The organism is Schaalia sp. HMT-172 (assembly GCF_030644365.1).
Classification (GTDB): domain Bacteria; phylum Actinomycetota; class Actinomycetes; order Actinomycetales; family Actinomycetaceae; genus Pauljensenia.
Genome location: NZ_CP130058.1, coordinates 2,361,637 through 2,379,581, shown reverse-complemented (window position 1 = coordinate 2,379,581; position 17,945 = coordinate 2,361,637). Strand labels below are relative to the sequence as shown.

Below are 17,945 nucleotides of genomic sequence, written 5' to 3'. Positions count from 1 at the left end.
AAACGGGAAGGGCGGCGAGGCGCGAACCCGCGCACCCGCCGCCCTTCGCGAAGAGAGCTCAGGCCTCCCAGCGCGCCAGGCGCTCGGACAAGCCGACGTAGGTCGCGGGGGTCAGCGCAAGGAGGCGCTCCTCCACCTCGGCGGGCAGACCCAAGCCCGCGATGAACTCACGCATGTCGCGCTCGCCCACCTCGTGGCCGCGCGTCAGCTCCTTGAGGCGCTCGTACGGGTTCGCCATGCCGGTCGCGCCCGCGATCGCGGCGGCGCGCATCGCCTGCTGGACGGCCTCGCCCAGCACCGCCCAATTCGCATCCAGATCGCGGGCCATACGAGCCGCGTTGATCTCGATACCATCCAGGCCGCGCACCAGGTTGTCGTAGGCCAACACCGCGTGACCGAACGCGACGCCCACGTTGCGCTGCGTCGTCGAATCCGTCAGGTCGCGCTGCATGCGGCTGGTCACCAGCGTCGCACCCAGGGAATCCAACAGCGCGTTCGACACCTCCAGGTTCGCCTCCGCGTTCTCGAAGCGAATCGGGTTCACCTTGTGCGGCATCGTCGACGAACCCGTCGACCCCTGCGCCGCCAGGTTCTGGTGGAAGTAATCCATCGAAATGTACGTCCACGCATCCGTCGCCAGGTTGTGGGCGATACGGCCCGCGCGCGCCACGTCCGAGTACAGCTCCGCCTGCCAGTCGTGCGACTCGATCTGCGTCGTCAGCGGGTTCCACGTCAGGCCCAGGCCCTCCACGAAAGAGCGAGCCAACGTCGGCCAATCCGCGCCCGGCACCGACACGACGTGCGCGGCCCACGTGCCCGTCGCGCCGTTGATCTTGCCCAGGTACTCCGTGGCCTCGACGCGCTTGATCTGGCGCGACAGGCGGTGCGCGAACACCGCCATCTCCTTGCCGATCGTCACGGGGGTCGCCGGCTGTCCGTGCGTGTGCGCCAGCATCGGGATGGCCGCCCCGGCCTCGGCGAGGCCACGCAGGCGATCCAGGAGCGCGCGGATAGACGGCAGCCACACCTGCTCGGTCGCCGCCTTAATCGTCAGCGCGTACGCCAGGTTGTTGATGTCCTCGGAGGTGCAGAAGATGTGGACGACCTCGCGCAGGGACGGCAGCGTCGTCCCCTCGCCCAGCTTGCCGGAGGCGGCCTCCAGGTATTCGCCGATCAGGTATTCGACGGCCTTGACGTCGTGGCGGGTGACGGCCTCGAACTCGCCCAGGCGCTTGATGTGCTCGGCTCCGAAATCGCGGGGCAGCGCGCGCAGGTAGTCGCGCTCGGCGCTTGTCAGCGTCGGCGCGCCCGGCAGGACCGAGTTGTCGAGCAGGAAAATCAGCCACTCGATCTCGACGTGCACGCGCGCGCGATTCAGGCCCGCCTCGGACAGGTAGTTCGCCAGCGGCGCGGCCACCGCGCGGTAGCGCCCGTCCAGCGGGCTGAGCGGCTCACCCCCGCCCGCCAAGTCCGAATAGCCGTGGGCAGTGGAGAACAGTGTCATCGTGTCGCTCATACCCCCTATCTTCCCAGAACGGTGGGCCTTCGGGACGCTGAGTCCGCGCGGCGGTTCGTGGCGTGGGTAACGCACGAGGCCGGGGCCGGGTTAGGGGTTCAGTCGGTACGATTGCAGGTCCGCAGGCGAAATTGCATCCGCTGGGACGAGTTCATAGTGTTCCTCACGCCTGACCCGAAGCTCACCGTCCTGGAGTGCGAGTTCAAACAACGCAATCAATCCGTCATCCGCAAACTGCGCAGCAATCGGGCGAGCGATCATGGATGGCCACCTGTCAGCGCACACCGCGAGGTCTTGTTCCGCCTGTGTCACGCCAATTTCATCCTTGCCTCCCTTTGCCTGGACCGGCAAAATGTACTGTCTGCCGCCGCCGTCGACGCCAACATAGATCTCATCAATTTCTACTTGCCCAATACCCGGTGCTGTTGTGCGTAAGTGGTTTTGGAGGGAGTAGGTGGTGATACCCAAGAAGATATCAATGAGACGGTTGTAACGAACCAGGGCGAGCAGTGCCTGCTCATCACCGAGTGCAGAGGAGCGAATAATCTGAGGAGTCGCGTCCGGAATCTTGATGCGGGCGAGAGAAAGATTCGGAATGATTCGAACCTGTTGTTTTACGAGCTCGAACTGGTACTCAGCTCGTCCTTTTCCACGAATAATCCACTGCATGCCCTCCGGTGCTACCGTGCGTATGCTCTCAGGGAGTGTTCGGCGATAGCGGAAAGCATAGACGAGATCTCCGAGGTTTTTGGGCTCTTCCGAGTTGAGTGTGGGTGACCGGGTGTTGGTCGGGGGTTGCGGGTAGAGGTCGAGGTCCTTGATGATGAGCGGACTTCAACCCCCGCGATCTTCAAAGGACCTCGACAATGTCTCACCCTACCTGCTGCTGCTCTGTGTCGCTTGATCGTTGTGATCGGTGTGATCTGCTCGTCGGTTTGGAGGGCTTCCATCTGATGAGCGTGGCTCGCACCCCAGATGCTCTGGTGCTCGATGTTGAGTCGTGCAACCAGCTGGCGGGGTGCCCGGGTTGTGGGGTGATTGCTCAAGGTCACGGGCGTGTGGTGGTGGAGGTGATCGACGCGCCCTGGGCAGGGGTTCCAGTACGGATCCGGTGGTTTAAGCGACGCTGGATATGCCGCGAAACCACCTGCCAGATCGCGACCTTTAGCGAGCAGAACCACTCGATGTGCGCACCTCGGGCGCGTCTGGGTGTGCGGGCGATCCGCTGGGCGATCCGACAGTTGCGCTTCGAGGGAGCCACTATCGCTGGCCTGGCCCGCCAGTTAGGAACCACGTGGAACACCGTGTGGTCCCATATCAAGCCGCGTCTGCAAGCCGCATCTGAGGACCCCGCCCGCTTCGCAGGGGTGCAGGTATTGGGGGTTGACGAGCACGTATGGCATCACCAGGACCGACGCCGACGGGGCCCCCGTGAGCTCACCGGCATCGTGGACCTGACGCGAGGGGAGGATCATCCCACGGCCCGCTTGTTGGACCTGGTCCCGGGAAGGTCTGGCACCGTGTACAAGAACTGGCTGGCCGAGCGCGGCGAAGACTTCCGCACGGGAGTGCGAATCGCGACGCTGGATCCCTTCCAGGGATATAAGAACGCCATCGATGACCAGCTCCAAGACGCAACCAGCGTGCTGGACGCCTTCCATATCGTCAAGCTCGCTGGCGACGCTCTCGATGAGGTACGCCGCCGCGTCCAGCAAGACACCCTGGGTCACCGCGGACGCAAGGGGGATCCCCTCTATCAGATCCGCAATCTTTTGCGTGCCTCGCGTGATCGGCTCACGAAGCGTCAAAAGGAACGACTCCGTGAGGCCTTCGTGGCAGATGAGGCGCATATCAGTGTTGAAGTCGCCTACCTGCTCACCCAGCAAGTCCGCGAGGTCTTCCACCAAGCCACACCCGCCCAAGGCCGACACCTGGCCACACGCCTTATTGAGCGCCTACCAAGGTGTCCCATCCCCGAAATCGCTCGCCTGGGTCGGACCCTACGCACGTGGAAGGATGCCTTCTTGGCCTACTTCGATACCGGCGGAGCCAGCAACGGCCCGACTGAAGCAATCAACGGAATCATCGAACTAGGCAGACGCACCGCCAGAGGCTACCGCAACCCCACCAACTACCAACTCCGAATGCTCCTCATCGCAGGAGGCCTAGACGCCTCCACCCACACTCAACTCTGAAGAGCCGGTTTTTGGGTGCTCGAACATCGAGTTCTTTCGCTGCCTCAAGGAGCTCCTCTCTCCTCCAAATAGATGTTGTGCCGTCGTGAAAATGTTTGAAAAAGATCCTTTCCAAGATGAGTGAATACAGATCTGATGAGGCTTCTTTGACCATCAGCTATTTCCTATCGCGTTGAGGGATGACACGTTCTTTGATCCCGTAGTACTTTTCTGCTTCGCTGGCGTTCATAGACAATAGTTGGGGGGCGCCCAAGTCGATGATCCCGCCACGCGTGGGGGTGACATTGTCCGCCTGTAGGAGGGCAGCGCCGAGGGCGCGTCCAAGCCGTGCGGGCACCGAATTGCCGATCTCGCGGAAACCATTCCACTTCGTGACGTGGAACCGGAACCAGTCGGGATATCCGTGAAGACGTGCCGCTTCTCGGACAGTGATGACGCGAGGGTACGTCGGATGAATCGGCCGAGGTGCGGTGAAAGCCCCACGATCAGACGCAGTTCCTGCGCGCAGCGTGTTGCAGATTCCCTCGGGGTTTAGCCGAAGGAAACGTGAGACGGGCTCAACATCACCCGGTGTCGTCGCATTGAAACGTTCAATTGATGTGCTTGTGTGGTTCGTCCGATTCGATGAGGTCAACACGGAATGGTCAAAGCGGCGAGGGTGCGAGTAATCGTCCGCAGCAGTTGTTATGCCGCGCAGCTCTGCCGCGTAGTCCGAAGGTGTGTTGTAAACAACGTCGGACGTGGTGTCTCCTTCGAGGAGCTCGTTGATCGAGTGAGCGTCGGGAATATCCGAGAGCGCGTCATTGACGGAGGGGCCAAAGGGCAGCACAGGATCGCTCGGGAGAGGCTTGTTCCGAATAGGTCGAGGTGTGAAAAGCGGTTCTGGATAGTGCGGTAGAGGCACGTCCTCGCGGGCGCCCAAAAGGATGAGGCGCTTACGTGATTGTGGCGTACCGTAGTCCGCTGCCTGCAAAACGCGATAAGGGGTGAGTACCTGATACCCCCCATCAGACAGAAGGTCGATAACTTCTGTGAGCAGGTGACGGTGCTTGCCGACAGTCAGACCCGCGACGTTTTCCATGAGGAAATGACGGGGCTGCAGTTCGAGAACCAAACGTACATATTCTTTCAACAGTGCGTTTCGAGGATCATCGATAGCGCGGCGGCCAATGAGGGATATCCCTTGGCATGGCGGGCCGCCGGCAACCAGAGCAATCTCCCTGTCTCCGATCTCGGATTTGATGCGAATCTCAGCGCCGGTGATGCCTGTAACATCTCGAGCGAAGGTCTTTCCGTACGGGAAGTTGTACTCGTGGACCGCTGCGTGAATGGGATCATACTCGACTGCGGCCGCGATTTCGTATCCGGCTTGTTCGAGGCCGAGAGATAGTCCTCCTGCTCCTGCAAAAAGGTCTACGGCGAGCGGTCGTGTGTAGTCGAGTGGCATGCATCGATGCTACAACGGTGCACCTTCATCAGTGGTTCACCTCGATAGAGAGTTGTTCACGTTCGCTAACGGGGGAGTGCCCGATACCGTCCGGGGGGCGACTTCGCTTTATCCACAGACCAACGCGGGCGGCGTCTATCCACAGGGGGTAGTTCGTGTCGCCCGCTATCCACAGGGCTGTCCGTGCGGGTAGAACCAGCCACGGCCTCGCGCGTAGCGTCTTGATTGTCACGACAACGCTTCCAACGAAGGGAGTCCCCATGCTCATCGATGCGCTCGGGCCCGCCGGGCCCCTCAACTCCGCCCACGGCCTCGTCGACGACCTGCGCGCAGTGCTCGCGGATGCCTCGTGCCCCCAGTGGACGGGGACCGCAGGAGATGGATACCGGGCCAGGCGCGACGAGGCCGTCGCCCAGGCCCACACGGTCCTCGACGAGATCTCTCAGGCCCTGGACCTGGTCCCCTCATTCGAATCGGAATGCGCCAAGACGCTGGCCGCCGCACAGCGCGCCATGTCGACCTCATGCAAGATCGGCATCGACATGGCCCTGTCGGGGAGATGGTGACCATGCCCTTCGATCCCCATCGCGACGTGTCCGTCGTCTCCGGCCCCTTCAGCGTCGACGTCAACGAGCTGTGCGCCGAACACACGATACTGACATACAAAAAGCTGTTGATCATCCAACCCGCCCGGGGCGCCCTCACCACGGCCCTATGGGAGGCGGAGGCGACCACTCCCGCCAACCCGCAGGCCGGCACAGCCCTCGCCGACGCGATCCGCGGGGCGCTGGCCGCGCTGGACGCCCTCGAATCCCACATCGACGAGCTGCTGTGGAAGCTCCAGGACGCATCCCTGACCTACGGGGACGCGGAGGCGGGAGCGTCGCTGTGGGAGGCCGTCCCCGGCAGCCCGATGGGACCGCAACTCACCCCGATCGGCATGGCCAGGTTCTATGCCACGGGAGGCGTCGCGGGCGCGGCGTCGAGCGCCGTCTTTCATGGGCAGCAGGACGCGGCACATGACCTGGGGCTTCCCTGGCTGCCAACGGTACTCAACCCTTCCGCGGCATCGTTTGTGGGAAACAGGGATCTGATCAACACTGGTATCGACGGCCTCCTGTTCTACGTGCACAAGGACGACATGTCGGGCGCCCGCTTCCAGCGCGACCTCGGCCGATTCGCCCTGGACGTCAACTCGGTACCCGTATTCAGGGACGTTGCGCGTAGCCTGTCATTCTTCGGCTTCGGCGTCAGCCAGGACCTCAACTCCACGTCAACGGCCCCGGCCTCAGGCGTAGCAGCACTCGCCGCCGCGTGGTGGACCGGTTGTCGGCGGGAGAACGGCGCGAGCTACGGGGTCGTGGTCAAGTCAGCCAGCGGAGACATGCGCGTCCACTACGGCGGAATCGGCCTGAAGAAATGGCCAGGTGAGCTTCGGCAGCGAACGGCTGAGACGCAGGAGTCGATGCCGGATGCGGCGCCCGACACCCACTACGAGGGGGCGCCGACCAGCGCCGACCTCATCGAACACATCGTTGACATGCACGGTGGCGACGCCAACAACGGCGAGATCGCCATCGAGGAGCACGTCACGATGGGAGAGGACGGGACGCAGACGCGCTCGTGGACCGTCGACATCCGCGGCACCCAATCGTTTGCCGTCGGGCAGAAGGGGCCGCAGGACATGCTCACCAACCTCCAGGGCGTCGGCGGCATGTCATCCGACCAGTTCTATGCCATCCAGGAGGCGATGAAGGACGCGGGCATCGCACCCGGCGAAGCCGTCGAATTCGCCGGGCACTCCCAAGGAGGTATCATGGCCGCCCAACTGGCCGCCGACCCGGACGTGCGCTCCCGCTACAACGTCGTCTCCGTCGTCACCGCCGGATCCCCGACAGCCACCATCGCCCCGACCGACGTCCCCGTTCTCTCCTACGAAAACTCTGGCGACATCGTCCCCGGCCTCGACGGCTACGCCACGCAAGGAGACAACATCACCACTGTCATGTTCCACGACTACCAGGCCACCTGCGATGGGACCGACCCCGTCCCCTGCTCACACTCCGCCCCCGTCTACGTCGAAGAGATCCGCAGCTCCCTGAACGCCGCCAAGACCTCGACCGACCCGGGCCTCGGGGCACTCGCGGCCGCCGAGGCCCGCCGCACCCAGGCGCTCGGGCTGACCGAACGCACACAAACCACCGTCCACCACTACCAAACGAGGCGCATCACCGACAAGTGATGCGCCCCGAAGAGGAGGGAGGTCCGACCTAGTCGCGCTTGTCTTTCTTGTCGCGCAGCACGCCCGACACGAGGGAGGCAACCACCGACGTGATAACGGCGCCCGCCAGGCACGACCAGAAGCCGCCCGTCGTCATGGGAATACCCAGCGACGTGGACAGCCACCCCGTCAGCGCGAAGAGCAGCGAGTTCGTCACCAGGGCAAACAGGCCGAAGGTCAGGAGGTATAGGGGGAAAGCCAGCGTCTTGACAACGGGCTTAATGATCGAGTTGACCAGCGTGAACACAAAAGCGATGACGGCGAGGGCAATCACGGTTCCTGATGCCGTCGTCGACGTGACGGAGATCGACGGGACCAGGAGCGTCGTCACCCACAGGCCGGCCATCGTGGCAACGAGTCGAGCAATGAAATCCATTTGTTCATTCTTGCGCAGTGGGACGTTGCTTGCACGGCGCACCCCCATGGGCTAGGACTACACACATGAGCAACCTGCGCTTCCGGCCCGCCGTCCTCTCCCTGCCCCGCTACAAGCCCAGCAAGTCAGCGCCCGACGCCGTCAAAATCTCGTCCAACGAAATGCCGACCCCGCCCAGCCCCGCCGTCCTGGAGGCGATTGCCCGCGAGCTCGACACAATCAACCGGTACCCCGACCTGACGGCCGCGCCCCTGCGCGAGGCGCTCGGACAGCGCTTCGGGGTCGGCGCCGACCAGGTGTGCGTCGGCACCGGCTCCTCGGCAATCCTCGTGGCCGCGCTGTCCGCCGTCTGCCAACCCGGCACCCAGGTCGTCTACCCGTGGCGTTCCTTCGAGTCCTACCCGATCGCCGTTCCAACCGTGGGCGCCGACCCCGTGCCCGTGGAGCTCCTCCCGGACGGCAGCCACGACCTCGTCGCGATGCGCGAAGCGATCACGCCCGACACCGTCGCCGTCATCCTCTGCTCTCCGAACAACCCGACCGGCCCGGCCCTCACCTACGAGGAGATCGCCTCCTTCGTGGCGGACGCCCCCGACGACGTCATGATCATCGTCGACGAGGCCTACATCGACTTCGCGACCAAGCCCGGCGTGCGCAGCGCGGTTCCCCTCATCGAGGAGCACCCCAACGTCGTCGTCATGCGCACCTTCTCCAAGGCCCACGCGCTGGCCGGCGTGCGCGTCGGCTACGCCATCGCAGACCCCGAGGTGACCGGCGCCATTTCGTCCCTCCTCGTGCCCTTCGGCGTCAACTCCCTCGCGCTGGCCGCGGCCCTCGCCTCCCTCGCGGACGCCGAGGCTGTCCAGCGCGCGGTCGCAGAGATCGTCGCCGAACGCGAGCGCATCGTCCCCGCCCTTCGCGAACTCGGATACGACATCCCGGACACCCAGGCGAACTTCTACCTGCTGCGCGGGAGCGTCTACGGCCTCGTCGATGCCTGCGCCCGCGTCGGCCTCATCGTGCGCCCGTTCCGCGAAGGCGTGCGCGTGTCCGTGGGCTCGCGCGAACAAAACGACCGGTTCCTATCCGTGGCCGCCGACTTCGCGCGCGCCGAAGGCATCACCCAATAGCAGGATCACCGCGCGGGCGGCGGCGCGGACGACGGCCTACGGGGTGCGCGGGCGCCTCGCGCGGGCGGTGGCTTGCGCGGGCGGCGGCTTGCGCGGGCGGCATCTGGGGAGGGTGAGCCTACGGGACCAACAGGGAAACGATGAGGAGAACTGACCAGCCGAGCTCGCTGAATCCGATGAGCTTGGGCGAGAGCGGACGCGCCCGCCTTCGACTGATCGTCGGCATCACCCACGCGCGAACCGTCAGGAACGCCCACATGATGACAGGCCAGATCGCCAGCGCACCGAACCACCACGCCACGGCCGCGACGAGCGTGAACGCCGCGTGCAGCAGTGTCGAGCCCACCGCCCAGCGCGGGTCCTTCCGGCCTCGGATCATCGAGCGCACCAGCGGAACCGTAGCGATGTAGTGCAGGCCGAACGCGACGCACGTCGCCCACGCGTGGAGTGTCACTGATGCCGGCGAGCCCTCCGCGGTCGCCAGCGAAAAAGCGACGGGTCCCATGATGGAGCCCGCCAGGATCGAGGCGGCTCGGGCGCCCAGGGAACGCTCACGCCCCTGCCACACCAGGTAGATCGCGGACGAGGCCAGCGGCGCGAAGGCGATGGCCCACCACAGCAGCTGGGGACGCATCGCGAGCAGCGTGATGCCGGGAACGGCCGCGAGGACGCCGTAGGTGATGATCGCGGGCACGATGCGGCTGCGGCGCTTCGCGGGGGTCTTGACCCACAGGCACACGGCCGAGAACATCTGGAATGCCATCGCCCACGCGAGGAGCATGAGGATGACCAGCCACGAGAAGGTGAAGGATAGCGCCCAGCCGAGCAGTGGAGGGAAGGCCATCATCGTCCATGCGCCGTGCTGGTCGGAGAGCCAGCCGTTGCGGGCAAGCTCGCGCATGCGGGGGTTCTTATGGTGACGCGGCTTCGGGCGCCCCTGGGGTCGCCCCGACGTGCGGCCGGGTCCGCCACCCGTGGGGCGCCCGGATGCGTTCTGAGTCTGCAGCGCTGCACTGTGCATAGCCTTAGCTTAGTGAAGTAGTCCTGTGAGGCTCAATACTGAGCCGATCACAACGTGAGATGCGGAAGGGAAAATTTCAACGATCGGTGAACGATGGGGGCATGTCCACATCAGACGCAGTTACAACTCAATCTCCGACTCTGTCCTCAGAGGATCGCAGCGCTCGCATCGCCGTTACGGTATTTCCGCTGCTGATTCTGGCGGCCTTCGCCATCGCGATGGTCACGCCTGCGACCTTTAAGCCGCTGGCCCCCGGCGTCAACTGGGCCCTCGGCGTCATCATGTTCGGCATGGGCCTGACCCTGACGCTGCCCGACTTCGGGCTCATCGTGAAGCGTCCGCTGCCCGTGCTTGTGGGTGTTGTCGCCCAGTACCTGATCATGCCCCTCGTCGGCTGGGCCCTGTGCTACGTGTTCCGCCTCCCCGACGCGGTCGCCGTCGGCGTCATCCTCGTCGGCTGTGCCCCCGGCGGTACGGCCTCGAACGTGATCTCCTATCTGGCAAAGGCGGACGTCGCCCTGTCGGTCACCATGACCTCGATCTCGACGCTGCTCGCACCCCTCATGACGCCGCTGCTCACCGCCTGGCTGGTGGGTTCGCGCATGCCGGTTGATGGCGCGGCAATGGCCAAGAACATCCTGCTGATGGTCCTCGCCCCCGTGCTGGGCGGCTTCATCGTCCGCTTCCTCGCCGGCAAGTTCGTGGAGAAGATCCTGCCGCTTCTGCCCTGGATCTCCGTGCTGGGTATCTGCTACGTGCTGGTCGTCGTCGTCTCGGGCTCGGTCGACAAGATCCTCACGTCGGGCGCCCTCATCATCGCGGTGGTCATCTGTCACAACCTGCTGGGCTATCTGTTCGGCTACCTGGCCGGGCGCGTGGGGCGCGGTTCCGACAAGGCTGCGCGCACGACCGCGATCGAGGTTGGCATGCAGAACTCGGCGCTCGCGGCGACCCTCGCGAAGACCCACTTCGCCGCCACCCCGGAAACCGCGCTCCCGGCAGCCGTGTTCTCGGTGTGGCACAACCTGTCCGGCGCGCTGCTGGCGATGTTCTTCCGCCGCTGGAAGAACGGCGGCCGCGCCTGACGTCACGAGGCCATGGCCGACTCGGGTGAGTCTGCATCCGCGCCGTCGGGGCCACTCGCGGCGTGACACAAGGGAGGGACGACCCATCGGGTCGTCCCTCCCACTGCGAGCTGACGGTGTCAGAGATGGCTCACTTGCCTGCCTGGGAGAAGCCGCAGGTCTCGAAGAGAGCATCCTGGTGCGCCGACATATCCTCGACGGCCTGCATGTACTCGTTCATCTTGGAAAGGTCCATGTTGGCAACGGCGGAGGCATTCTCGCCGACCTTGCGCCAATCCTGCGCCACCTGATCCACGGAGGTCTTAATCTCCTTGTTGGTGATCTTCTTGGAGGCAGCCTCGTAGGCTTCCGCGATCGAGTTGTAGGAAGCCTGGGCATTGGAGTTGCTGGTCATGTCCTGGGCAGCGGAGACCATGGCCTCGGCGGCCTCGTTCATAGCCTTCTCAATCTCCTTGCAGGCATCGGCCTTGGACTGGGAGCCACAGGCGGCCATGCCGAGGGGGAAGAGGGCGACGAGAACGGCTGCGACAATGCGACGCTTCATGGGGGTACTCCTAGAACGTAGGTGATGGGTACGCCGAAAGTCTATCGTCTTTAAAACGTGAGCGTGAGGGACATGGGGTGATTCAACACACCGAAGGCTCACTGTCGCGCTAAGCGTCGGGGCGGCATGCGCGTTGGCGTTATGCGTGGAGGTTCATGCGCGGTTCTTCGTGCGAGTGGGCGCCGACCGGGTGCCCAGCGACCCGGGTGGTTTGGGGTTCGGAACCCGATGGAGACGCCGACGATGCCGGTCCTGCCGCCGATTCTGTTCCTGCCGCCGCGCCGCGGCGGGGATTTGGGGGACCGCGGCGGTGGTATGCCTGCGGGTGGATGGGGGTTTTGCAGCATTAGGAGCCTCCTGTCGGCGTGTCGCCGGCGTGTCGCGGCTCTAATGCTGCAATTCCCCCCGTTTGCTGGCGGTGAGGACGCAGTTCGGGGTGGCGTGGCGCCCACAGTGCAGACCACCTCGGTGAAAAATGGCTGACATGGGCTTGATGGGCCAGACGGCCTGTGATGCGGGCAACTCCGACACGGAGTTTACCCCTGCGACCCCTCCGCGCCGGTGGGGTCTTCGCGGCTGGTGTTGTTGGGTGCGTTGCCCTGGTGCCCAGCTATGGCTGTCAACCAGTAATTTCGCACGTAATTCATCGATGACTCATTCACACATCGAATGTGCATCGTTGGGATTTCAACGTTTTTGAGGCATCTCGAAAAATGACCGCAATAAATTACGTGCGACATTTGTCTGGCGGTTGTCTCGATGCCGCCCGCTTCGGCCGCCCGCTTCGCCCGTGCGCGCTGGTAGCGCTCGGCGCGTTGGCTCGTTGTCCGGCAAGTCCTTGCCGCCCACGGGCGGGCGAGAGGGCCCGGGTGGGTGTGAGCGTGTGAGCAAGTGGCCAAGTTGCTTCGCGCGAGCGGATCGTGTTGCGGTGGCAACTGATCATGTGGGCCAGGGGTGGCAGCTGGGCCCCTGTGCTGGCAGTGTTAACCCCTTCATGCGCAGCTGGGCCCTACTAGTGGAGCATGGGCAGGGGTGCCCATGCTCCACCTCACGGGTTAACGTGCGCATGAAGGAGCCCAGGCTGCCACCTCACGGGTTAACGCGCGCATGAAGGGACCCAGGTAGCCACCTCACGGGTTAACGCGCGCATGAAGGAGCCCAGGCCGCCACCCGCCGGATCCAGGCCGCCACCTCACGGGTGAGCATGCGCGTGAAAGGGCTCACGTGCACAGGACGCGTTCACAGAAACACACGAGGGCCTGACGACTCGCAGGCGTCCCGACGCTCTCAATATGCCCAGGGAGACGACCGGGGCCTGTGGTCACGGTCGGCCTGGTGACGGATGCTCTCTCTGTGCCCAGGGAAACGACAGAGGCGGAACCCCGAAGGATCGCGCCTCTCGATGCGTACAGTGGCCACGCCCTCGCCACCGACACCCGGCCCGCCGAGAGGCGCCTCGGCCCGGTATAACAAAAGTCGCCGGGACCAAACGGTCCCGGCGACTCACCGTCGGGGTGGCGGGATTTGAACCCACGGCCTCTTCGTCCCGAACGAAGCGCGCTACCAAGCTGCGCCACACCCCGGTGCCGTTCGAGTATAGCCTCACCTCGCCGATAATCCCAAACCGAGATGAACAGAGCAGCGGAAGTGTGGGCCACGCCGCAATAACCGGGGCGTGTGGGTGCTGGCTACGCCGGGTGGACGTGAATGATCGATGCCTCGGGGCGCGTTGCTATACGAATCTTCGCGTAGGGGGAGGTGCCCAGGCCGGCGGATACATGCAACCAAGACTGGGAGCCGTCGGGGGCCTCCCAGCGATTCAAACCCTTCGCGTAGCGGCGCGCGATGTCGCAGTTCGTGATGATCGCGCCGCCGCCCGGGATGCCGATCTGACCGCCGTGCGTATGGCCCGCCAGGATCAGGTCCGAGCCAGCCGAGGCGAGCGCGGACACGACGCGCGTGTAAGGCGCGTGCGTGACGCCCAGATGTAAGACGCCGGCCTGCCCCCACGACGAGGCCGGGGCGCCCAAGCGGTCGCGGTGAATGTGCGCGTCGTCGGTCCCCAGCAGTGACACCGTCCCGCCGGGAACGGCGAGGGTCCCGGCGGCATTTGACAGATCCAGCCACCCGGCGCGAACCAACTCGCGCACCATCGGCAGGTACGGCAGGTCGGGAACGACGCGAGCGGGGTGCGGCTTGGAGCGCGACAGGTAGCGGCTCCAGCGCTTGGGGATCGGAGAGTAGTAGTCGTTCGAACCCAGAACGAACGCGCCCGGATACGACAGGAAGGGCCGATAGGCGTCCATCACCATGTCGAGGGCCTCGGTCGAGCCGAAATTATCCCCCGTGGCTACGACCATGTCGAAACGCTCGGAGGAAGCGACATCGGAGAGGAAACGGAGCAGGAACTCCTGCCCCGCGAACAGGTGCAGGTCCGCGATCTGGAGGATCGTCACCTCGGGAACGCGAGCACGAACCGGAACCTGGTAGCGCCGCAGCACCGGCATCGTGCGCTCAATCGATCCCCAGGCCAGCGCGGCCCCGCCCGCAGCGACCCCGGCGAGCCCCAGCCCCCCGACCAGCGCACCCGCAGTGCGCAGGAGGCCACGGCCTGGTCGGCGGGACGAGGGCGCGGCCTCCATGAGCGTCGACGCCATGTCAGTGCCCGCTGCTGGTGGGAGACGGCGTAGGAGTCGAGGTGCGCGGAGTGCTCGCCCCGATGTTCGCGTTCGAGACGGCCTCGACGGGGGTGCCCGCCAGGATCTGCGTCATGTAAGGCGCCCAGATGTTCTGGCCGACGAAGGTTTCACCGTAAATCTCGCCGTAGTAGTGCCCGTTGATGGTCACGGCGCCGACTTCCTGGGAGGAATTCTCGCCGTGGCCCACCCACGCGGAGGTCACGACGGAGGGGGTGAAGCCCGTCAGCCACGTGTTGGCGTGGCCGTCGGTGGTGCCCGACTTCGCGGCGAAGGGGCGCCCGTCGCCCAGGCGCGTGGATGTGTAGTACTGGCCGGCGGACGCGGTCAGCAGGGCCGCTGTCTTGTTGGCGACGTCGGGGGAGATGACCTCCTTGCAGTCCGCGGAAAACTCCTTGAGGACGTTCTCGTCGCGGTCAGTCACGGACTCGATGGACTGCGGCGTGCACTGCTGGCCGGAGTTTGCGATCGCCGCGAACACGGACGCCATCTGGAGCGGTGAGGCGGACACGGAGCCGAGGATGTTGGCCGGGTAGGGGGAGGGAACCTCGCCGTCCTCGGTGATGCCCATGTCGTAGGCCGTGTCGAAGATCGAGCAGAAGTCGACGCGGGACGCCATGTTCACGAAGGCCTGGTTGACGGACTGGCCGGTGGCGCGCACGACGTTCATGGTGCCGGTCTTACCCGCGAGGTCGTTGACCTGGTAGCCCTCGGTCGTGATGGGGCGGCCGTCGCACTTGAAGGCGCCGTTCGGGTAGAAGGTGTTCGCCGAACCGACCGTCTCGTAGGCGGAGTGGCCCTCCTTGAACCACTGGAGCAGGGTGAAGACCTTGAAGGTCGAGCCGACCTGGAAGTTGCCGTCGGCCGAGTAGTTCGACATCGTCTCGCCCGCCTCGATGCCGTAGGTCGTGTTCTGAGCCATCGACAGGACGCGACCCGAGCGCGGGTCCAGGGAGACCAGGGCGTCGTTCAGGCCGGAGGCGCCGCCCACGGGGATCGTGTTCGTCAACGAGGAGTAGGCGGCGTCCTGCATCGCGGGATCCATCGTGGTGCGGATCGTGATGCCCTGGGTCTTGAGCAGGCGTTCGCGCTCGACGCGCGTGGCGCCAAACGTCGGGTCTTCCAGGAACTGGGCGAGGACGTAGTCGCAGAAATACGCCTTGGAGGACTCGGCGCCGGAGCAGCCTTCGGAGGACACGGTCGGGTGCAGCATCGAGTCGACCGACGTCGCGATGCCTTTGTCGTACTCTTCCTGCGTGATGACGCCCTGATCCAGCATGGTCGCCAGGACCGTGTCTCGGCGTTCCTGGGCGGCTTCGGGGTGGGTGAGCGGGTCGTACTGGACGGGAGACTGAACGAGGCCGGCGAGGAGTGCGGCCTCCAGGTAGTCCAGTTCGGAGGCTGACTTGGAGAAGTAGCGCTGCGAGGCGGCTTCGACGCCGTAGGTGATGGGGCCGAAGGGAGCGATGTTCAGGTAGCCCGTGAGGATCTCGTCCTTGGACTGGGTTTTTTCCAGGGCCATCGCGTACTTGATCTCGCGGAGCTTACGCTCGGTTGTCTGCTCGGTGGCGGCGCTGACCTGGTCGGCATCGCCTTCGAGGTAGCCGCGCTCGGCCAGAGAGTTACGCACGTACTGCTGGGTGATCGTCGAGGCGCCCTGGCGGCCTGAATCGCCCAGGTTTGTCACGAGCGCTCGCGCGATGCCGGTAGCATCCACGCCGTTGTGCTCGTAGAAGCGCTTGTCCTCGATCGCGATGATCGCCTTCTTCATGACGTCGGCGATATTCGCGCTGGGAACGACGATGCGCTGCTTGTCGTAGAAGTGTGCGATCACGCCGCCGGAGGAGTCGAGAAGCTGTGATTCCTCGGCGGGTGCCACCGTCTGAAGGTCGCCGGGCAGCTCGTTAAACACGGAGGGGACCGACTTCGCGACCAGCGCGGTGGGTCCGGCGATGGGGACGAGCATGCCCGCCCCGACGACGCCCATGAGCGAGGAGACGCTCAGGAACGCCAGCAGGAGGGCGAACAGCTGGGTCGGCCGGACGGCGCGTGAATGAGAGTGCGACATGGTTCTAGCTTACGTGCCGCCGGGGACATCTGGAGTCTGGCAACGCGTGAGAATTGCCTGATCGGTCACCCGTCGCCGCCTCATACGAGGTCGCACCGTTTGCGCCCACAAAGGTATGTGTGTATCGTCACATGATAGGGCTCGTAGTACAGTGGAGTGGAGATTCACGATGTCAACCCACGGCGACGACCAGAGTTGGGTCGCACGTGCTTTGTGCGCGTCCATCGAACCGGATGCGCTCTTCGTTCAGGGTGCATCCCAGCGTCAGATTCGCCTGCGCTGCTACGAGTGCGAGGTGCGCCTCGAATGTCTCGCCGATGCCCTGGAGTCCGAAGCGAACTACGGCGTGTGGGGTGGCCTGACCGAGCGGGAGCGGCGCGCGATTTTGCGCCACTATCCCCACGCGGAGGATTGGCTGGAGTGGCTGCGTTCTTCGGATGACCCGTTGGCCCGGGAGCTGCGCAGTGCCCACGTTCCGAAGGTGTTGCCCTTTGTGCGCCCCCAGATGGCGGGTAGGATGGGCTCATGACTAAATGGGAATACTCCACGATTCCGCTGCTCACGCACGCGACGAAAGCAATCCTCGACCAGTGGGGCGCCGACGGGTGGGAACTCGTCCAGGTGATCCCGGGCCCCACGGGCTCCGAGAACCTGGTGGCCTACCTCAAGCGTCCGATTGAGGAAGCTTCCGCCGTTCAGAACTGACGCGCGGAATCTGCGCGCAGAGAACAGCATGAACGAGGCCGTGGTCGGCACGCGCGCAAAGCGCATGGGGCCACGGCCTCGTTCGCGTCAGGAAACAAAGAGGTTGGGCCCGACACCGCGCGGTGTCGGGCCCAACCCGTGAGCTGAGGTCAGCGGGCGCGGCGCGCCAGGCGATCGACGTCGAGGAGGGTGACGGCGCGACCCTCCAGGCGGATCCAGCCTCGCGACACGAAGTCGGCGAGGGACTTGTTCACGGTCTCGCGCGAGGCGCCCACCAGCTGGGCCAGTTCTTCCTGCGTGAGGTCGTGGGGGACGTGGACGCCCTTGTCGGTCGCGGTGCCGAAGCGGTCGGCGAGGTCCAGGAGGGCCTTGGCGACGCGGCCGGGGACGTCGGAGAAGACGAGGTCGGAGAGGGATTCGTTGGTGCGGCGCAGGCGCTGCGCGAGGGCGCGCAGCATGTGCTTGGCCAGCGTGGGGTTAGTGTCGAGCACGTGCATGAGGTCCTCGTGCTCGAGGTAGAGGAGCGACGCCGGGGAGACGGCGGTCGCAGTGGTCGAACGCGGGCCCGGATCGAAGAGCGTGAGCTCGCCGATGATCTCGCCCGGGCCGAGGACGGCGAGGAGGGACTCGCGGCCGTCGCTCGACGTGTGGCCGAGCTTGACCTTGCCCTCGGTCACGATGTAGAGGCGATCGCCGAGATCGCCCTCGTCGAAGAGGGTCTCACCGCGACGCAGGGTCGTATGACCCATCTTCTGCTGGAGGGACACCTGCTGTGCATCATCAAGGCCACCGAACAGCGGCACCTGGCTGATGAAGTTTCCGTCACCGATCATGGTGCGGAGCTCCTTCCGCTCGTGCCCGAGTTGCTCGGGCGTTCCGAT

General features: G+C 64.9%; 16 protein-coding genes and 1 tRNA gene. 7 read left to right on the top strand and 10 right to left on the bottom strand.

The window, feature by feature from the left end:
• Positions 1–58 precede the first annotated feature (58 nt).
• Both purB and QU663_RS09945 read right to left on the bottom strand, forming a co-directional pair.
• A complete protein-coding gene (gene purB / locus QU663_RS09950) occupies positions 59–1,516 on the bottom strand; it encodes an adenylosuccinate lyase (protein ID WP_021610710.1) in 1,458 nt (485 codons plus the stop codon).
• Between the two features lie 90 nt (positions 1,517–1,606).
• Positions 1,607–2,185, bottom strand: coding sequence for a hypothetical protein (locus QU663_RS09945; RefSeq protein WP_021610711.1), 579 nt, complete (start codon positions 2,183–2,185; stop codon positions 1,607–1,609).
• Positions 2,186–2,382: 197 nt separating this feature from the next.
• On the opposite strand from QU663_RS09945, the gene QU663_RS09940 reads away from it, so the two are divergent.
• Positions 2,383–3,711, top strand: a complete 1,329-nt coding sequence (locus QU663_RS09940; RefSeq protein WP_304990531.1) for an ISL3 family transposase — start codon at positions 2,383–2,385, stop codon at positions 3,709–3,711.
• Positions 3,712–3,868: 157 nt separating this feature from the next.
• Here the strand turns inward: QU663_RS09940 and QU663_RS09935 are convergent, their stop codons facing one another.
• Positions 3,869–5,158 carry a DNA cytosine methyltransferase gene (locus QU663_RS09935; RefSeq protein WP_009056964.1) on the bottom strand — a complete coding sequence of 430 codons (1,290 nt, stop codon included), beginning with the start codon at positions 5,156–5,158 and terminating at the stop codon, positions 3,869–3,871.
• A gap of 260 nt (positions 5,159–5,418) precedes the next feature.
• Between QU663_RS09935 and QU663_RS09930 the strand changes: the two genes are divergently transcribed.
• On the top strand, positions 5,419–5,724 hold the full coding sequence (locus QU663_RS09930; RefSeq protein WP_021612013.1) for a hypothetical protein: 306 nt from the start codon (positions 5,419–5,421) through the stop codon (positions 5,722–5,724).
• Positions 5,718–7,400, top strand: coding sequence for an alpha/beta hydrolase (locus QU663_RS09925; RefSeq protein WP_021612012.1), 1,683 nt, complete (start codon positions 5,718–5,720; stop codon positions 7,398–7,400). Before QU663_RS09930 ends, QU663_RS09925 begins: the two co-directional genes overlap by 7 nt.
• Positions 7,401–7,428: 28 nt before the next feature.
• On the opposite strand, the gene QU663_RS09920 is transcribed toward QU663_RS09925, so the two are convergent.
• On the bottom strand, positions 7,429–7,815 hold the full coding sequence (locus QU663_RS09920; RefSeq protein ID WP_021612011.1) for a phage holin family protein: 387 nt from the start codon (positions 7,813–7,815) through the stop codon (positions 7,429–7,431).
• Between the two features lie 65 nt (positions 7,816–7,880).
• On the opposite strand from QU663_RS09920, the gene hisC reads away from it, so the two are divergent.
• The gene (gene hisC, locus QU663_RS09915; RefSeq protein ID WP_021612010.1) at positions 7,881–8,945 is read left to right on the top strand and encodes a histidinol-phosphate transaminase; all 1,065 of its coding nucleotides are present in this window, start codon (positions 7,881–7,883) and stop codon (positions 8,943–8,945) included.
• Between the two features lie 118 nt (positions 8,946–9,063).
• Here the strand turns inward: hisC and QU663_RS09910 are convergent, their stop codons facing one another.
• Positions 9,064–9,846, bottom strand: a complete 783-nt coding sequence (locus tag QU663_RS09910) for a YwiC-like family protein (protein WP_021612009.1) — start codon at positions 9,844–9,846, stop codon at positions 9,064–9,066.
• 221 nt (positions 9,847–10,067) lie between these two features.
• Here QU663_RS09910 and QU663_RS09905 point away from each other — a divergent pair, with 221 nt between their 5' ends.
• A complete protein-coding gene (locus QU663_RS09905; protein ID WP_021612008.1) occupies positions 10,068–11,051 on the top strand; it encodes a bile acid:sodium symporter family protein in 984 nt (327 codons plus the stop codon).
• A 130-nt stretch (positions 11,052–11,181) separates the two neighbouring features.
• Here the strand turns inward: QU663_RS09905 and QU663_RS09900 are convergent, their stop codons facing one another.
• The 4 genes from QU663_RS09900 to QU663_RS09885 form a co-directional block, all read right to left on the bottom strand.
• On the bottom strand, positions 11,182–11,595 hold the full coding sequence (locus QU663_RS09900; protein ID WP_021612007.1) for a hypothetical protein: 414 nt from the start codon (positions 11,593–11,595) through the stop codon (positions 11,182–11,184).
• Between the two features lie 1,509 nt (positions 11,596–13,104).
• Positions 13,105–13,178 (bottom strand) — tRNA-Pro (locus QU663_RS09895).
• Positions 13,179–13,283: 105 nt separating this feature from the next.
• Positions 13,284–14,252, bottom strand: coding sequence for a metallophosphoesterase (locus tag QU663_RS09890; protein ID WP_021612002.1), 969 nt, complete (start codon positions 14,250–14,252; stop codon positions 13,284–13,286).
• 1 nt (position 14,253) lies between these two features.
• A complete protein-coding gene (locus tag QU663_RS09885) occupies positions 14,254–16,359 on the bottom strand; it encodes a transglycosylase domain-containing protein (protein WP_021612001.1) in 2,106 nt (701 codons plus the stop codon).
• A gap of 169 nt (positions 16,360–16,528) precedes the next feature.
• On the opposite strand from QU663_RS09885, the gene QU663_RS09880 reads away from it, so the two are divergent.
• Together QU663_RS09880 and QU663_RS09875 are read left to right on the top strand one after the other, a co-directional pair.
• The gene (locus QU663_RS09880; RefSeq protein ID WP_009057922.1) at positions 16,529–16,888 is read left to right on the top strand and encodes a WhiB family transcriptional regulator; all 360 of its coding nucleotides are present in this window, start codon (positions 16,529–16,531) and stop codon (positions 16,886–16,888) included.
• Entirely contained in the window at positions 16,885–17,064 is a 180-nt protein-coding gene (locus tag QU663_RS09875) for a DUF4177 domain-containing protein (RefSeq protein ID WP_009057918.1), read from the top strand. The genes QU663_RS09880 and QU663_RS09875 overlap by 4 nt, the downstream gene beginning before the upstream one ends.
• Before the next feature lie 149 nt (positions 17,065–17,213).
• Here QU663_RS09875 and QU663_RS09870 read toward each other — a convergent pair whose 3' ends face one another.
• The gene (locus tag QU663_RS09870; RefSeq protein WP_003791132.1) at positions 17,214–17,897 is read right to left on the bottom strand and encodes a Crp/Fnr family transcriptional regulator; all 684 of its coding nucleotides are present in this window, start codon (positions 17,895–17,897) and stop codon (positions 17,214–17,216) included.
• Positions 17,898–17,945 lie beyond the last annotated feature (48 nt).

Coding starts and splice junctions, on each gene's coding strand:
- QU663_RS09940 (WP_304990531.1), top strand. CDS start 2,383: ATGTCTCACCCTACCTGCTGCTGCTCTGTGTCGCTTGATCGTTGTGAT.
- QU663_RS09870 (WP_003791132.1), bottom strand. CDS start 17,897: ATGATCGGTGACGGAAACTTCATCAGCCAGGTGCCGCTGTTCGGTGGC.
- QU663_RS09945 (WP_021610711.1), bottom strand. CDS start 2,185: ATGCAGTGGATTATTCGTGGAAAAGGACGAGCTGAGTACCAGTTCGAG.
- QU663_RS09930 (WP_021612013.1), top strand. CDS start 5,419: ATGCTCATCGATGCGCTCGGGCCCGCCGGGCCCCTCAACTCCGCCCAC.
- QU663_RS09905 (WP_021612008.1), top strand. CDS start 10,068: ATGTCCACATCAGACGCAGTTACAACTCAATCTCCGACTCTGTCCTCA.
- QU663_RS09935 (WP_009056964.1), bottom strand. CDS start 5,158: ATGCCACTCGACTACACACGACCGCTCGCCGTAGACCTTTTTGCAGGA.
- QU663_RS09880 (WP_009057922.1), top strand. CDS start 16,529: ATGTCAACCCACGGCGACGACCAGAGTTGGGTCGCACGTGCTTTGTGC.
- QU663_RS09920 (WP_021612011.1), bottom strand. CDS start 7,815: ATGGATTTCATTGCTCGACTCGTTGCCACGATGGCCGGCCTGTGGGTG.
- QU663_RS09890 (WP_021612002.1), bottom strand. CDS start 14,252: ATGGCGTCGACGCTCATGGAGGCCGCGCCCTCGTCCCGCCGACCAGGC.
- hisC (WP_021612010.1), top strand. CDS start 7,881: ATGAGCAACCTGCGCTTCCGGCCCGCCGTCCTCTCCCTGCCCCGCTAC.
- QU663_RS09900 (WP_021612007.1), bottom strand. CDS start 11,595: ATGAAGCGTCGCATTGTCGCAGCCGTTCTCGTCGCCCTCTTCCCCCTC.
- QU663_RS09875 (WP_009057918.1), top strand. CDS start 16,885: ATGACTAAATGGGAATACTCCACGATTCCGCTGCTCACGCACGCGACG.
- QU663_RS09925 (WP_021612012.1), top strand. CDS start 5,718: ATGGTGACCATGCCCTTCGATCCCCATCGCGACGTGTCCGTCGTCTCC.
- QU663_RS09910 (WP_021612009.1), bottom strand. CDS start 9,846: ATGCGCGAGCTTGCCCGCAACGGCTGGCTCTCCGACCAGCACGGCGCA.
- purB (WP_021610710.1), bottom strand. CDS start 1,516: ATGAGCGACACGATGACACTGTTCTCCACTGCCCACGGCTATTCGGAC.
- QU663_RS09885 (WP_021612001.1), bottom strand. CDS start 16,359: ATGTCGCACTCTCATTCACGCGCCGTCCGGCCGACCCAGCTGTTCGCC.